The sequence below is a fragment of the Bacteroidota bacterium genome, from assembly GCA_016722375.1.
GTDB lineage: Bacteria > Bacteroidota > Bacteroidia > Chitinophagales > LD1 > Bog-950.
Genome location: JADKJG010000005.1, coordinates 178,933 through 194,190, shown reverse-complemented (window position 1 = coordinate 194,190; position 15,258 = coordinate 178,933). Strand labels below are relative to the sequence as shown.

14 protein-coding genes and 1 tRNA gene are annotated in these 15,258 nt (G+C 41.9%); 4 read left to right on the top strand and 11 right to left on the bottom strand.

Going from position 1 to position 15,258, the window contains the following annotated elements; translation table 11 throughout:
• Positions 1-14 precede the first annotated feature (14 nt).
• The 4 genes from galE to IPP77_08195 all read right to left on the bottom strand — a co-directional run bounded on the left by galE (position 15) and on the right by IPP77_08195 (position 3,635).
• Positions 15-1,052 (bottom strand): UDP-glucose 4-epimerase GalE, encoded by a 1,038-nt coding sequence (galE, locus tag IPP77_08210; GenBank protein ID MBL0309644.1) that lies wholly within the window; start codon positions 1,050-1,052, stop codon positions 15-17.
• 3 nt (positions 1,053-1,055) lie between these two features.
• The gene (locus tag IPP77_08205) at positions 1,056-1,994 is read right to left on the bottom strand and encodes an NAD-dependent epimerase/dehydratase family protein (GenBank protein MBL0309643.1); all 939 of its coding nucleotides are present in this window, start codon (positions 1,992-1,994) and stop codon (positions 1,056-1,058) included.
• 61 nt (positions 1,995-2,055) lie between these two features.
• Positions 2,056-2,916, bottom strand: coding sequence for a glucose-1-phosphate thymidylyltransferase RfbA (gene rfbA / locus IPP77_08200; GenBank protein ID MBL0309642.1), 861 nt, complete (start codon positions 2,914-2,916; stop codon positions 2,056-2,058).
• A gap of 101 nt (positions 2,917-3,017) precedes the next feature.
• A complete protein-coding gene (locus IPP77_08195) occupies positions 3,018-3,635 on the bottom strand; it encodes a hypothetical protein (GenBank protein MBL0309641.1) in 618 nt (205 codons plus the stop codon).
• Between the two features lie 604 nt (positions 3,636-4,239).
• Here IPP77_08195 and IPP77_08190 point away from each other — a divergent pair.
• On the top strand, positions 4,240-5,640 hold the full coding sequence (locus IPP77_08190; GenBank protein ID MBL0309640.1) for a hypothetical protein: 1,401 nt from the start codon (positions 4,240-4,242) through the stop codon (positions 5,638-5,640).
• A gap of 72 nt (positions 5,641-5,712) precedes the next feature.
• Here the strand turns inward: IPP77_08190 and IPP77_08185 are convergent, their stop codons facing one another.
• Positions 5,713-7,371 carry an ATP-binding protein gene (locus IPP77_08185; GenBank protein ID MBL0309639.1) on the bottom strand — a complete coding sequence of 553 codons (1,659 nt, stop codon included), beginning with the start codon at positions 7,369-7,371 and terminating at the stop codon, positions 5,713-5,715.
• Positions 7,368-8,573, bottom strand: a complete 1,206-nt coding sequence (locus IPP77_08180; GenBank protein MBL0309638.1) for an SIR2 family protein — start codon at positions 8,571-8,573, stop codon at positions 7,368-7,370. The genes IPP77_08185 and IPP77_08180 overlap by 4 nt, the downstream gene beginning before the upstream one ends.
• Before the next feature lie 194 nt (positions 8,574-8,767).
• Between IPP77_08180 and IPP77_08175 the strand changes: the two genes are divergently transcribed.
• On the top strand, positions 8,768-9,430 hold the full coding sequence (locus IPP77_08175) for a hypothetical protein (GenBank protein ID MBL0309637.1): 663 nt from the start codon (positions 8,768-8,770) through the stop codon (positions 9,428-9,430).
• 261 nt (positions 9,431-9,691) lie between these two features.
• On the opposite strand, the gene IPP77_08170 is transcribed toward IPP77_08175, so the two are convergent.
• From IPP77_08170 to IPP77_08155, 4 genes are all read right to left on the bottom strand, one after another.
• Entirely contained in the window at positions 9,692-10,102 is a 411-nt protein-coding gene (locus tag IPP77_08170) for a DUF559 domain-containing protein (GenBank protein MBL0309636.1), read from the bottom strand.
• A 223-nt stretch (positions 10,103-10,325) separates the two neighbouring features.
• Positions 10,326-10,550, bottom strand: coding sequence for a hypothetical protein (locus IPP77_08165; protein ID MBL0309635.1), 225 nt, complete (start codon positions 10,548-10,550; stop codon positions 10,326-10,328).
• A 133-nt stretch (positions 10,551-10,683) separates the two neighbouring features.
• Positions 10,684-11,367: an RNA pseudouridine synthase gene (locus tag IPP77_08160; GenBank protein ID MBL0309634.1), complete on the bottom strand. Its 684-nt coding sequence runs from the start codon at positions 11,365-11,367 to the stop codon at positions 10,684-10,686.
• A gap of 34 nt (positions 11,368-11,401) precedes the next feature.
• A tRNA-Asn gene (locus tag IPP77_08155) sits at positions 11,402-11,475 on the bottom strand.
• Between the two features lie 74 nt (positions 11,476-11,549).
• On the opposite strand from IPP77_08155, the gene IPP77_08150 reads away from it, so the two are divergent.
• Complete coding sequence (locus tag IPP77_08150) at positions 11,550-12,479, top strand: bifunctional hydroxymethylpyrimidine kinase/phosphomethylpyrimidine kinase (GenBank protein ID MBL0309633.1); 930 nt, start codon at positions 11,550-11,552, stop codon at positions 12,477-12,479.
• Here the strand turns inward: IPP77_08150 and IPP77_08145 are convergent.
• Complete coding sequence (locus tag IPP77_08145; GenBank protein MBL0309632.1) at positions 12,476-13,474, bottom strand: aspartate-semialdehyde dehydrogenase; 999 nt, start codon at positions 13,472-13,474, stop codon at positions 12,476-12,478. The genes IPP77_08150 and IPP77_08145 overlap by 4 nt on opposite strands.
• Positions 13,475-13,521: 47 nt before the next feature.
• Between IPP77_08145 and IPP77_08140 the strand changes: the two genes are divergently transcribed.
• Entirely contained in the window at positions 13,522-15,216 is a 1,695-nt protein-coding gene (locus tag IPP77_08140; GenBank protein MBL0309631.1) for a gliding motility-associated C-terminal domain-containing protein, read from the top strand.
• Positions 15,217-15,258 lie beyond the last annotated feature (42 nt).

The following is a 15,258-nucleotide window of genomic DNA, read 5'->3' as shown; positions in this document are numbered from 1 at the left end:
TGCTGGAAGTATTTTCACGCCCTACCGGCGAGAATTTTTTCCCACTCCCAAGCTGTGCGCATCATGAGGTCGAGGTCGCGCTCAATTTTCCAACCCAATTTATCTTTTGCTTTTTGATTGTCTGCGTAAATAGCAACCACATCACCCGACCTACGTGCTCCGGTTTTCCAGTTCAGCATTTCGCCGCTCACTTTCTCAAAAGAATGGATGGCTTCCAGTACCGTAACTCCGTTACCGGTGCCTAGATTGAACACCTCACAGTTTTCCTGATTCTTATTTTCCATCAGATATTGTAGCGCTTTGGTATGTGCATTTGCAATATCCATCACGTGAATATAATCACGAACACAGGTGCCGTCGCGGGTATCGTAGTCATTTCCAAAAACAGTGAAATCTTTAAACTTTCCAATCGCAACACCGGTAATACGGGGAACGATGGCGGTCACCACGTCGGTAGAATCTTCTCCCAGTTTTCCGCTTTCATGTGCGCCCACCGGATTGAAATAGCGAAGCATAATATATCTTCCAGCTTCAGAAATCTTCGCAAAGTCGTGTATGATGCCTTCGCCCATCTGCTTGGTGCGCGCATAGGGAGATTCAGCATCACCTAAGGGAGTGGTTTCCATAACCGGCAATTCAGTAGCATTGCCATACACCGAACAGGACGATGAAAACACAAAATCTCGGATGCTGAATTCTTCGGCAAGTTCAAGAAGATTGAGCAATGAATCTAGGTTGTTGCGATAATAAAGCAAGGGTTTGTTCACCGATTCGGGAACCGATTTTAAAGCAGCAAAATGAATGATACCGTCTATCTTTCCTTCCTCTTTGAATATTTTACGGACGGCTTCCTTGTCGCACAAATCTATTGGGTGGTTGACAATCTTTTTACCGGTAACCGCCTCGATGCGCTCTGTGGTGGCCGCCTTCGACCGCATATTGCTGTCTATGCTGATGGCATCAAAGCCGTGGTTCAATAAATCTACTATGGTATGCGAGCCGATGTAGCCACAGCCACCGGTGACTAGAATTTTTGGTTTCTTATTCGTCATGGATTAGAAGTTATACTGTCCGCTTTCGATAGTCTTGCGGATTCCTTCCTCAATTGTTATCATCGGTCTGCCCAATATCTTTTTCATCTTGGCAATATCCGGCTTTCTTCTGGTCATATCCCCTTCTATTAGGGCGGGCAGATGAACCATTTCTGATTTTGAGTTTGTTATTTTAATAATTGCTTGAGCTAGTTCGATTACTGTCATCTCGTTATCGCTCCCTATATTGACCACATCATTCAAATACGTATTTGTTTCCATGGCGTTGATGCAAGCATCAATGTTGTCGTCCTTGTAGCAAAATGTTCTCGTCTGTTTACCGTCACCGTAAATAGATATTTTGTGGCCTGCCACCGCTGCTTTAATGAATTTCGACATCACAAAATCAGTACTCTGTTTCGGACCGTATGTATTGAAAAAGCGGAAGATGGTGTAATCCAAACCATATTCCTGTTTGAAGGAACGAATAAACGCTTCACCCACATTTTTCACCACCGCGTATGGCAAACGGGAGTTGAGTGGCGTGGTCAATTCGTTTTGTGGGTGCTCAAAAGGTTCACCATATACCTCGGAGGAAGAAGAATAGAACACCTGTTTCACTCCGGTGTTTTTACATAACTCTAGTACATAGCGAATACCCTGTATATCGCGCAAAACCGAAACCGGATTTTCCAGTGTTCTTTTCACTCCCACTACGGCGGCATAATGAAACACATAGTCAAACCGGTAGGCCATCATCACGGCAGATATATCGCGATACTCGTTGCAATCGCACTTGATGAATTTCCAATTAGTATGTTTTTTATTGGGCAGGCGTTTGATATTTCCGGTAGAAAGATCATCTACAAGCAACACAAAATTGTCGGGGTTTTCAATCAGCCTATCGGCTAGACAACTACCGATAAATCCGGCGCCACCGGTGATGAGAATTTTATTTTTCATGGTTTTATTTATAACTAAAATATAAAGAGGCGGAGAGGGCTTTCCGCGCTTTTTTTCTGTTTTACGAAATCAATTCCATTAAATATTTTCCGTAACCACTTTTCATTAAAGGCTCGGCCAAGTTATGTAATTGTTCTTTGGAAATAAATCCTTGTCTCCAAGCTTCTTCTTCAATACAACCCACTTTCAATCCCTGCCTTTGTTCAATCACCTGCACAAACTGCGAAGCCTGCATCAGCGAATCAAAGGTGCCGGTATCCAACCAGGCGGTACCTCGATCCAAAATGCCTACTTGTAAATTCCCGTCGTGAAGATACTGTTTATTTACATCGGTGATTTCGTATTCGCCGCGTGGACTGGGTTTTAGATTTTTAGCAATCTGCACCACTTCATTATCATAAAAATATAATCCCGGAACAGCAAAGTTTGATTTTGGTTTGACCGGTTTTTCTTCAATAGAAATTGCTTTGCCGTCTGCATTAAACTCGACCACTCCATAACGCTCCGGATCTGAAACGTGATAGGCAAAAACTACCCCGCCATTTGGATTCACCATAGATTTCAGCAGTTGGTCTAATCCGCTGCCATAAAAAATATTGTCGCCCAAAATCAGCGCGACACTGTCCTTGCCGATAAATTTTTCACCCAACACAAAAGCCTGCGCCAATCCATTGGGAACTTCCTGCACTTGATAAGAAAACTTGCAGCCATATCGCTTTCCATCACCCAACAATCTTTCAAAATTGGGCAAGTCAGTAGGAGTAGAGATAATGAGAATTTCGTTGATGCCCGCCTTCATCAGCACCGACAGCGGATAATAGATCATCGGCTTATCATAAATCGGCATCATTTGTTTGCTGATGGCGTAAGTAATAGGATAGAGCCGGGTGCCCGACCCTCCGGCGAGTATAATTCCCTTCATGATGAATAATCGTTAAGACACAAAGAAAGCAAAATCAGAAAATGACAGGTCTTCATGTCCAAAAAAACTCGGCAGCGCTGCGGCGTTTAATTTCTCGTCTATTAATTATGAAGATACATCACCGTTACTAAATCGCTGTATTGGCCTATCGGTTTATCCTTGATAATTCCCACCGCTTTGATGATCCATTTTTCGCCCGAGCCTGTCAGCTCATCCGGTGGCTTGAAATAGAAAGGGCTATGCGACCGTGTGCCGATGAACTGCCAGGCCTCGCTGCCATTTTTCATGCCATAAAATTCTAAGCGTTCTACTCCTTTTTTCTTGAAACTTATTTTTATCAATTGGCCGGATGCGCCCACTTTCAAAACCGGCTTGTATTCGTGCGGCTGAAAGACTGGCCGGGTAGCAATAATGCCCATTTGTTTGCCCATGCTGGGATTATAATCGCCTGAAATTTTAACGCGCTTCATCAATTTTCGCAAGGGCTGCAAATGGGTGGTGCGCATGGATTTCTTTTTGGCGTTTTCTTTTTTGGCAGCCACCTTTGCCTGATGAGCAATGGTGATTTGCTGGCTGAATTCGAGGCACAAATCCTGCGCGGCTATAATTTGAGCATTGCTCAAACCGACATTCACGCCAAGTTGCCCAATGCCGACTTTAAAAACTTCCAACCAATTTTTTAAATCGCCGTCCTTGCCGGGGATAATGTCTTTTGCCATGATTCCGAATTTATTTTACAAATTAAACTACATCAAAAATGAGATAAATAATTGGCAACTAAAATAATTTCGTTTGATTTATATAAAAATAAGCCGCCTTTTGAAAATATACTGAAGACCCTATAAAATTATCTGCTTTCTTTATTTTTATTTATATCGGAAATTAAAATGATTTTATTAGCTGTGAAATAAATTCAGGTAGCGATATTTATTAAATCCACAGCAAAAAATAAAATATTGCCTGTTTTTGATCTTGATTTTTAAAAATATTTTATCGGAAAATAAGAAGCTGTTTGGATTTGAAAAACCGAATACAGTTTAACGCAAAGTGAACAGCCGCGCAAAGAGCGCAAAAGATATAGTCAACGACTGAATTCTTTGCGTTAAACTGTATTTTTTATCCGATAATCGTTAAAAGTGCAAACAATAGAATGGTTTTGTAACATGTTGCCATTTTAAAGTTGTGTCCACACGGTAGGCTTTAGACGAAGACATGAAGAGAATGTAGAGAGAGGATATTCAATAAACTTGATTTTCAAAAGAAGCTGCAAAGTCCTCTTGAAATAAGCTAAATTTTCTCTAACTTCGTTTCTAAATTTCGCCCATGAAAGAACGGAAGACACCACACCCCTTGCGGACCATCAACCTACGCTACGACCCATCCATACCCGAGTCTGAATACGAGAAACAACTGTTCGAATCCTACCTCGCGCTCCATTCGCGCATGCAGGAATTAAACAAGGAAGCCGAGCGCTTGCTTTATCTATACACCGAGTTTGAAGACAAAGTGAAGGCGGTGGACGAAAAATTCAAACCGGTTGCTGAAACCTTACAAGCTTTTAAAAATGAGGCCGAAGTGCTTACAACCAAGTTAAAAAGCACCGAGGCGGTTAACGACCTTATGGAACGTATCCAGGCTTACTACCCAACCGTGAATGATTTTCATGAAGAAGAGCTGGCTCCGGTTTATAACGAGTTCGAAAACATCGAGAAAGACTACAACCGGTTTAATGAATTGAATGAAGCCGTGAATAAGGTTTATGACAAGTTCAGAAATGAGACTGATGAGTTTTATAAAAACCACGCTAAATATTCGCTCGACCTTACCGCTTTCGACAGCGACTTCGATGATTTCAAGGGGCGCTTCACTAAACTCCGCGATTTTGAAAAACGATGCAGCAGAATAGTGAATCGTTATGGTGAATTGAATTACCGGGTGGGCGAAGCCTACCGCGAATGGGATGAAACCAAAAAGCTGGCTTCAGATTTTTATGATGACGGAAAAATGCTGGACTGCTCGCTTTCCGAAAGCTATGCCAACGGAACCGGTGACCCTAAAACCAAACCCAAATACCTGATGCCACCCGGCGACGAGCGTATCCAAAAGTTTAAAAACAGTATGGGACTGATGGGCAGCGGACAAAACAAAACGCTGGTCATATCTGTGGATATGGATGTGGTGAAATCCGGTCAAACGGCCTACATGGATGAACTGGTGATGACGCTGCAGCATTTTCCAAAGCTCATCGAAAAATTTCTTTTTTCGGTGCAACTCAATTTTCTGAACCGCGATGGAAACCCGATGACCGACGACGGCTGGAAAGGCCAACCGATACCGATGCGCTGGATATCCGGTATGTGCAAAAGTGTTCCCTGTATATTCTTCTTTCTTCAGGACCACGACGCAAGGGCTTATTTCCTGATGGGTGACCTGATATTGGATAAAAGGCTACCAGTAAATGAAGCCGATGGCTCTGTGACCTTCGAAGGGGAAGGCTTTCAGGAATTTGCACAGCGGCTGTTCCATATCTGCTGGTTCATGCTTATCTATTGCCACAATACCGGTTTTGATCCTACACCCTATATCGAATCTGTACTTGCCGATTTTGACATCGGCCTTTCCTTCGAGCATATATATAAGCAATATGAAGAGGACATAAAGAGTGGTATTGAGCTAAAGGCCGTCCCCGTGAAGGACGGTAAACCGGGGGAGGGAAATAGTTAAGGCATTTACAAATGCAAACCCTTACACATCCTCGTCGCTCTGCGTTAGCTCCGTTTCAGCCGAGTTGGTAAGTTATTTTATTGCTTTTGATTTAAGTCTTGGTGTATTTGATTGCGGTTTCTTTTCCGGTTCTGTAATCTTAACTAATAATGGCATTGGAAAATCAACTCCAACTAATAATGCTTCCCCTTCACCTAAAGTTGGAAGAAATCCTAACACGCTTTTATTTGCTGATGAAGCCGCGTTCTCAATCGATTTTTTATCCTGTTCGTTTATTAGCCTATGAACAATGAAAGTTCCCATTTGGCTTAGAGTTCCAACTGGTATGTCTCTTGGCATTTGTGTGGCTAAGCAAAGAAACAAACCATACTTTCGACATTCTTTAGCAATCAGGTCAATATTCTGTAAAGAGAATGTAGTATTGTCTTCTGCATTAATTCTTTTATTTAGAAATTGATGTGCTTCATCGATAAAAAGGATTAAAGGATTTGCGATAAACTTATCTTCTCTTGATTTTTTTAAAAGGTGTGAAGAAAGAAAGTCAACGATAAGTTCTCTAATTGCAAAATCATACGATAACTTTTCAAATCCTATTCTTAATACTGATTTCTTATTACTTGGTTTTAAAAAGTCATCAAGCACAGTTATAATGTCCTTTGTTTCAGAGCTTGAAGTAGTTTTTATACCTAATGCCGAGCAAACAATATGATTATTTAAAAGCAAATTGATTCTTGAAATTAAGTGGGATGTATAACCAAGTTTAAAACTATCCTCTTCATAATTATTTCCCCTCCCAACTCTTACACATTCATTTGCAACTTGTGATGCAAGATTTTCAATTTTGAAATTGCAATTCCTGAATTTGTGAACATTATCCCTTACCAACCTTGTGCAATTGTCTTGATTTTTGCCAATTTTAATGCCGTCAGTGATTGCCACGAGTTCAATTAATTTCAGACTATGAATTGCATCGCAAAGTGCGCCCACTGTATTTGGAGAGTGTTCTTGAAAAAGAAAACAAAAATCACTATTTGAAAGATATTTAAAAGGAAATGAAGTATCAATACCAAAAACGACATTATTAGTGAAAACACTTTTGTATTCACCTGTTGCATCAATGAGAATTACTTTATTGTCTGTTTTGGCCTTTACTTCATCAATCAACTTTGCAACTGTCCAACTCTTTCCACCTCCTGTTGTTCCGACTATTGCACAATGTCGTCCAAAAATTGAATTCATTGAAACTTTGCAGGCCGCATCATTGGAAGTCAGCTTACCTAAATCAGCGTAAACATTTTCTGATTCATCTTTTTTCTTTCCAAACTCCTTTACATAAATTGCAATTTGTTCATCTGAACATGAGTAAACTTTTGCACCAATTGCGGGATATTTTGAAACAGTCTTTTCTGTTTTCTGTGGTTCAAATACACTGAAACTTAATAATAACTCTGCCTTGCCAGAAGGATGAAAAGTAGTTTCATCATGTTGAATTGCTTTTTCACTTATTGATTTTCTTTCGCCATCAGGCAACTCAATTTCAATTACCCGTGCAAGAAATCCGATTTCTTCTCCTTCAATCACAATGAAATTTCCAACATTTCCGCCAGCATAAAAAACTCCTTGGTGACTAAATTTTTCTAATAAGTTTGAAGATGGAAAATGAACTTTCACATATTGTGGTGAAACTTCATTGATGTAGCCCAAAAAGTAATTATGATTAAAGGGATTCATTGGCTTGATTCTTTATTGGGTTCTATATAGGTGTAGTTAGATGGATATTTTTTTGTAAAACCACTGAAGCTGTCATATACAATGTTTACATTTCGTTTAACTTTCTTGCTTGCTTCTTCAGAAAAGAATTGTTTTAAGGAAGTTGTGTCAATGCCATCATTATCATTTCCAGTGTAGCTAACTATTATCAGTTGGAAACTCGGATTCTGTTCCACTGCTTCAATAATAGCGTTTTGAATATGCTTGTCTTGAAAACCAAAACCAATTACGACAAGTAAAGTATTTTCTTTCCGTAGTGCTTGTTGAAATCTTGACATCATTTCAAAGTATGGTTGTTCGTATGAACTTTCATATTTTTCACTTGCGGGATAAATTATCAATGGCTTTTTAGGGCTATCTTGCTGTACAATACTTTTTGAATCGTCTTTACACCAGTTTAATGAACCATGCAATTTGTAGAAATGAAAGACTTTTGATACAAAACTTTCTTCTTGTTTTATTCTTGTTTTCTCTCGATTGACAATATCAAGGTCAAAGTATCTTCCTGAAAATTTCCTTGGTTGAGTAAATGAGAATCCGTCAATTACGACAAAGCCACCTTGATTAGCAGCTGATTCAAAAAGCAAATCATAGTTGGTTGTAAAAAGTTGAACTCTTGGGTCGCTTGGTTTTCTTGCAGTAATTTTATTTAAGAAATCTTTATGTGGTGCTTGCGGCTGCAACTTCAATTTACACGCTTCTGCAATTTTTGCTTCAAGTGTTTCCCTTAAAACTGTTTCGCCTTTCTTTATTACTCCATTTAATTTTTCAAATAAAATGATATGAGAAAGTAAACCTTCAATGTCTTTATTCGTGTAGAATTCCTTTGTTTTGATTTCTTTTATTGAATCTTCAAAAGCATCTATCTCCTCTTGGCATAATGTCCATAGCCCTTCTCTTGTTTTGCCGTTTGTTTCTTTAGTTCCATTGTCTAAAGAAGTTCCTGCTGCCGTCAATACGACTACATTCTTGAAATGCCTTTTCAAAAATGTTTCATAAAAAAAAGATTGTTGTATTTCAAAGCAAAGCTCCTTTGGTGGAGTAGTTTCTCCTTCTTTCTTAAAGGGCTTGTCATTAACGAGACATTCTTCATCAGTATAAGCCAAAGTGTATTCACTTTGAATCAAAATATATTTCGGCGGTTCAACCTTTTTCTTTTCCATTAACTGATTATTAAAATATTAATGCTTTATGTCTAATTACGCTTGCCGCTAACTGGCATATACTCGGTATACCTTCTTTCAGAGTGCGCCTATCCACCCAACAAATCTAAATTTATTTCAAACCCCGCTCATCATCCCACTCGCCCTCCTATAGCGCAGGAATGAATTTCTTACCTTTCGCAAAATTCATTTCTATGAAGCCCCTCATGATCCGCCTTCTTACTTTTTTCGGCATACTGGTATGTTTTTTTGCATCAGCACAAACTTGCGAGCATTGGGGAGACGATTGCAACGGAGCAATTTTTAACGGATGTATGCTGCGCGACATCAAGCTGTGCGTGGTGGACACACCATTCGAATCATTCACCACCACGAAGAAACTCATGGCCACACTACCGGTCCAGGAAGGTTTGGGCAGGGGAGAGCATCGCGAGCGGGTGGCGGCAGAACAACGCAATGTGATCATCACGTCCGCTTATCTCTTCATGGTTTCCAGGGAAGAGGATAATGATTACCATTTAATTTTGGGCGATAAACGCAATTATCGCAAAGGCAATTTGTTCAGCGCGGAGGTTGCCGGGCTTCCGTTGGACGAAACTCATCCTTTCTACCATCTCCTTAGGGAGCTACGCGAAAAATTTGAAGAAGAAATCGGGGGGCCATCTTCCTGCGGCAAACCACCAAAACCTTATGGCAAAAACCTGACGCTGCACCCGATAAAAATTACCATCCGGGGCTCTCTTCTTTTCGATAGTCAGCATCAGCATGGCGGCTCAGGCTATACGGATGGAGCCGTTTCTCTTAAAACTCCCACCGGCTGGGAAATCCATCCTGTTACCGGTTTTGTTTTGTTGTGAACTTTCGCCCTCGCTCGCGTCCCGTTCTTCCATTGCGCTGCGCAACACTTGGAGGAATTGGGCATCGGTACAAAGCAGAGAAAGTGTTTTGAAAAAGAGAGAATCCTCCTACTGACAAAAATTCCACCTCCGTCTTTTTCTGCTGCCGCAGAAAAAGACACCTCCGCCAGCCGGAGGACAAACAGCCGCCCTCCTATCTAAGTCTGTCTTTATAATGAATGACTGCATTTGTCCCACGCTGGCGGGGGTGGACCGCCTCTATCAGCGGGACGGGGGTGGAATTTTCTGCTTTTCGATTTCTTCAATCACTTTTTCAATTTGCGCTATCACCGGTCCCATATTTTTCAATACCTCATCATCATTAAACCGGAGGACTATAAAACCAGCCGCCTTCAAATCTGCATCTTTCTTGTTGTCCTTCGCATGGGTTTCTTCCCATTGATGCGTTAAACCATCTACTTCAATTATCAGTTTCAATTCCATACACATGAAATCGGCAATGTAATGAAGCACCGGTCGCTCGCGACGGAACTGATATCCTTTCATTCCTTTTGCTCGCAAGGCAAATTTCCATAAGCAGGCTTCTGCTTTGGTCATTTCCTTTCGCAGTTTGTTTGCAAAGGGTTGATGGTCTTTATTGTAAGCGTGGTTATTTGATTTATCCGCTTTCATTTTTCTAAAATATAAAAACATTCCACCTCTGTCTTTTTCTGCTCTCGCAGAAAAATCCACCTCCGCCAGCGGAGGACAAACAGCCGCCTCCCTGTCAAAGGCACCCTGTAGAATGAAAGGCCATCGGTACGTGAGCTAGAGCGCCGAAACTAGTTAAGGACAAGTCTAAACGCCCAAAAACAGCTCTTTCATGTTACAAAATACTATGATTTAGGCACTATGCTCATAAACCCCTATGCCATAAACGATTATCAACAATAATCCCCGGAATATCAATCATAATCCCCCGATTCTTAATCAATTTCCCCGGTATATTGATTAAAGAAGCTGCTATATCAATCACATCTTCGGCTATCTTAATCACAGTAGCCGCTATATTGATTAAGCCGTTCGTTATATTAATCAAGGCAGCCGCTTTCTTAATCATAAGTGCGGCATTCTTAATCATATCTTCCGCTATCTTGATCGAAAGCTTTGCTTAATTAATCACAGCATCCGCTATCCTGATCAAATCATCTGATGTTTTAATCAAAAGAGCGGCTATCTTAATCACAGCCCGAAGAGGAAGACATTGCGGCATTCTATTCCATTCCAAAGGCATTCCAAACCACCTCGTTGGGCGGCGGGGCTACGATGATAATGCGCTCTTCTTTCATCAGTGTATAAACTCTACCGGCGGGCGTGGAGGAAATAGAACCATCGGGGTTGGTGCGTTTGGAGCCATATTTCACATCGCCTTTAATGGAACAACCGATTTTAGAAAGTTGTACGCGAATTTGATGATGGCGACCCGTAAGCGGATTGATTTCGAGTAGATGGTAGCGGTCAATGCTTTTCAGTAATTGATAATCGAGTTCGCATTTTGATGTGCCATTCACCTCTTTATCATATCCGGTCGAAATATTTTTCTGTTCATTTTTTTTCAACCAATGAACCAAATGACCGGAAAGCGGGTCGGGAAGATTAGCCACCACAGCCCAGTAAGTCTTTTTGATTTCCTTTTCGCGGAACATTTCGTTTAACCGCTTCAGCGGTTTGCTGCGTTTGGCAAAAATAACGATGCCACTCACGGGCCGGTCTATTCGGTGTGCCACGCCCAGAAAGGCTTCGCCGGCTTTGTTGTATTGAATGCGGAGATATTCTTTCACCACCCCTTCCAAACCGGGATTGCCCGATTTGTCGCTCTGCACGATTTCCCCAGCAGGCTTGTTGACGACAATGATGTGGTTGTCTTCGTAAAGAATTTTGAGGTCGGCAGGGGTCATAAACAATAAAGCCTCGCTTAATGCGAGGCTTCTGCTCCCCCTCCTGGGCTCGAACCAGGGACCCCAAGATTAACAGTCTTGTGCTCTAACCAGCTGAGCTAAGGAGGAATTTTGGACAAAAATAGAATTACTACCGAAATTCCACAATCTTGCGCGCTTTTAAAATAACAATAACCGAAATCATGAGTTTACTTACCGTTGGAACCGTCGCCTTTGACGCTATCGAAACCCCTTTTGGAAAAACCGATAAAATAGTGGGCGGAGCCGCTACTTATATTGCCTGGAGCGCTTCTTACTTTTCCAAGCAGGTGAATATAGTCTCTGTAATCGGTGATGATTTTGACATGAATGAGTTGGATTTGTTGCGCGCTCGGGGAGTAGATACCACCGGCATTGAAATCAAGAAAGGAAAGAAATCTTTTTTCTGGAGCGGAAAATATCACCTCGATATGAATAGCCGCGATACGCTAGTGACTGAATTGAATGTTTTGTTGGAATTCAATCCGATTTTACCCGATTCTTATAAAGGCAGTGACATTGTTCTGCTCGGGAATATTGATCCCGCTTTGCAGTTGAATGTGATTAGCCAGATGGAGGATAAACCAAAGTTGATTGTGCTCGACACGATGAATTTCTGGATGACCGAACCATTTATTGATAAATTGAAAGAGGTAATCGGCTTGGTAGATGTATTGACCATAAACGATGCGGAAGCCCGTCAATTGGCCAATGAGTATTCGCTCGTGAAGGCGGCAAAGAAAGTATTGGCGATGGGCCCTAAATATTTAGTGATAAAGAAAGGAGAACATGGAGCTTTATTGTTTCATGAAAATGAAGTGTTTTTTGCACCGGCACTTCCGCTGGAGGAAGTTTTTGATCCGACCGGCGCAGGCGATACCTTTGCCGGAGGATTCTGTGGCTATCTGGATAAAAGCCGCGACATCTCTTTCGAAAACATGAAACGCGCCGTTATTTACGGTTCAGCAATGGCTTCTTTCTGTGTAGAAAAATTTGGAACGGAAAGATTGAAGACTCTTTCCCATCATGATATCGAAGGCCGGGTAAAAGATTTTATTGATCTGGTACAGTTTGATATTGTGTTGGAGGATTAATCCGTTCTGAGTAAATTCTTTGCAACCAGATATTCTGCAATCTGTACGGCATTGGTCGCAGCACCTTTGCGCAGATTATCTGAAACAATCCAGCAGTTCAAGGTATTGGGCTGGCTTTCATCGCGGCGTATTCTACCTACAAAGGTGTCATCCTTTTCATGCGCCAAAATCGGCATGGGATATTTCAGGTTTGGCAAGTCATCATAGACCACTACTCCCGGAGATTTTGCGAGTAGAGCACGAACGTCTGTTTCGGTAAAATCTTTCTCAAACTCAATATTCACACTTTCACTATGACCACCGATAGTAGGAATGCGTACCGTGGTGGCAGTGATACGAATGGAATCGTCGCCCATAATTTTCTTCGTTTCGTTCACCATTTTCATTTCTTCCTTCGTGTAGCCGTTTTCAAGAAAAGCATCAATATGCGGCAGGGCGTTCATATCAATCTGATAGGGATAGGCCATAAGACCTTTTATCCCGGCGCGTTCATTCATTAACTGATCTACCGCCTTCTTGCCCGTGCCGGTTACGCTTTGATATGTGGAAACCACCACTCTTTTAATTTTGTATTTGTCGTGCAGCGGCTTTAGCACAACCACCATTTGAATAGTAGAGCAATTCGGATTGGCAATGATTTTGTCTTTTGCTGTCAATATTTCCGCATTTACTTCAGGCACCACCAAAGGAATATTCGGCTCCATTCTCCAGGCAGAAGAGTTGTCAATCACTACGGTGCCGACTTCGGCAAACTTGGGGGCCCACTCTCTGGAAGCGCTGCCTCCCGCAGAAAATAAAGCCATCGCTGGCCTCATTTCAACAGCCGTATTCATGTCCACCACAAAATACTCCTTACCCTTGAACAGTATTTTATTCCCCACAGATTTCTCTGACGCTACGGGAATCAACTCAGTAATAGGAAAGTTCCTTTCTTCCAAAACCTGCAACATTTTGGCTCCCACCAGACCCGTTGCACCTACCACCGCTACTTTCATGAATTTTATTTTGAGGTCGCGAAAATATAGATTTCAAGAACGGTTATATGTTATCCGGGCTTCCTATTCTTTATTTAGTGATGTCCATCGCTGCAAGTTTCCATCCCCGGAAAGACAAATTTCGTCTTGAATATCCAACCTTATTAGTGATTAGCCCATCTAACAATCGGATTTCGGGGGAGTGGCCAATTGGTGATTATCAGGAAATAGATACTTTAACGTCCCAATTTCAAAAAGAAATCGAGTATAAAATGATAAAGGCAATCTATGCGCTTGGTTTGATGTTGACGAGTTATGGCGTATTTGCCCAGTCATTAGTAACCAACAACGGAGCTAATATATATGTGAAAGACGGCGGGTTTATCATTGTAAAAACCGGGTCTGTTTCAAACAATACAGTAGGCGGACAAGGCTTGATTGATAATCTTGGTACCATTACGGTTGAAGGTAGTGTTACCAATAGTGCAACGATTAATGGCAGCGGCGATACCATTCGTTTGTTTGGAGATTGGGTAAATAACGCTGCCTATACCGGTAGCAATAGTTGGGTGGATATGTTTGGCGGAGACCAACAAATTACCGGTACTGCTATCACTACTTTTGACAACCTGAATCTTGGAGGAGGTAATGTGGTTAAAAAACAAACCATTAACGCGGTTACTACTAAAATTCTAGCCTTGAATAGCGCTGAATTAGCTACCAACGCGAATGAAATGTTGGTGAGCAATCCAGCTACTGCTGCTATCACGCGAAACGTTGGCTTCGTGAGCAGCGTTGGTAACGGAAAGCTTTCACGTGCCACTAATACCACAGCAGCCTATCTCTTCCCAACCGGTTCTCCTTCTTATGTGGGCGCTCCTTCTATTTTTCGGCCGATTGATTTCACGCCTGCGGCTGCCGGAAACAATACCTATGGAGCTCGTTTAGTAAAAGGAGATGCCACGACTGATGGCTACAGCGTTTTTTCTGTGGACGACCAATTATGCGCAGTAAACCCCAATTTTTACCACTGGCTTTATCAAAGTAGCGGCACAGATGCTGCTGCTTTAACGATGTATTTCAACCCGGCTACTGACGCAAGCTGGACGGACGCAGCCCATTGGGATGCGCCAAATCGCTGGAACTATCTGGGAACTCCTGCCGGTGGAAGCGGTCTCGGAATGTCCACTATTACAGTGAGCGGCGCCAATGATTTTACTCCACAGCCGTTTGCGCTTGCTAAACGAAAATTCCTCCTAGATGCCGGGAATCCAATCAGTATTCCGGCGGGACAATCCACCACATTGAATCCAGTCATTGGAACTCCATCATTTACTTCTATTGTTTGGAGTCCCCCTGCCACGCTGACTTGTAGTGATTGTCAAAATCCGGTGGCAACACCCCCTGCTACTACTTATTATACTATCACCGTGACTGATGATGCCGGCTGTGTCGTCAGCGATTCGGTATTGGTTACTATTATAGCTGAGCAGTTATTAATTCCCACCGCGTTCTCTCCAAATGGAGATGGCATGAATGACATTTTTAGATCTAAAAATGATAACCTCAGTAAATTTAATTTACAGGTTTATAACCGTTGGGGCGAAAAGGTTTTTGAAACGGACAATGTAAGCGATGGATGGGATGGGACCTTCCGCACGGTGGCACAAGGTTTGGGTGTTTATGCTTGGCAATGCCAGTATCAGTTTGCCGGAACCACCAAGATAATCACGGCAAAGGGGAATGTAACGCTCCTTCGGTAATTAATATCCCAATTTCTGAGTGAGTATCGCGCATCGTTTTGA

Coding starts and splice junctions, on each gene's coding strand:
- galE (MBL0309644.1), bottom strand. CDS start 1,052: ATGACGAATAAGAAACCAAAAATTCTAGTCACCGGTGGCTGTGGCTAC.
- IPP77_08205 (MBL0309643.1), bottom strand. CDS start 1,994: ATGAAAAATAAAATTCTCATCACCGGTGGCGCCGGATTTATCGGTAGT.
- rfbA (MBL0309642.1), bottom strand. CDS start 2,916: ATGAAGGGAATTATACTCGCCGGAGGGTCGGGCACCCGGCTCTATCCT.
- IPP77_08195 (MBL0309641.1), bottom strand. CDS start 3,635: ATGGCAAAAGACATTATCCCCGGCAAGGACGGCGATTTAAAAAATTGG.
- IPP77_08190 (MBL0309640.1), top strand. CDS start 4,240: ATGAAAGAACGGAAGACACCACACCCCTTGCGGACCATCAACCTACGC.
- IPP77_08185 (MBL0309639.1), bottom strand. CDS start 7,371: ATGAATCCCTTTAATCATAATTACTTTTTGGGCTACATCAATGAAGTT.
- IPP77_08180 (MBL0309638.1), bottom strand. CDS start 8,573: ATGGAAAAGAAAAAGGTTGAACCGCCGAAATATATTTTGATTCAAAGT.
- IPP77_08175 (MBL0309637.1), top strand. CDS start 8,768: ATGAAGCCCCTCATGATCCGCCTTCTTACTTTTTTCGGCATACTGGTA.
- IPP77_08170 (MBL0309636.1), bottom strand. CDS start 10,102: ATGAAAGCGGATAAATCAAATAACCACGCTTACAATAAAGACCATCAA.
- IPP77_08165 (MBL0309635.1), bottom strand. CDS start 10,550: ATGATTAAGAATGCCGCACTTATGATTAAGAAAGCGGCTGCCTTGATT.
- IPP77_08160 (MBL0309634.1), bottom strand. CDS start 11,367: ATGACCCCTGCCGACCTCAAAATTCTTTACGAAGACAACCACATCATT.
- IPP77_08150 (MBL0309633.1), top strand. CDS start 11,550: ATGAGTTTACTTACCGTTGGAACCGTCGCCTTTGACGCTATCGAAACC.
- IPP77_08145 (MBL0309632.1), bottom strand. CDS start 13,474: ATGAAAGTAGCGGTGGTAGGTGCAACGGGTCTGGTGGGAGCCAAAATG.
- IPP77_08140 (MBL0309631.1), top strand. CDS start 13,522: ATGTTATCCGGGCTTCCTATTCTTTATTTAGTGATGTCCATCGCTGCA.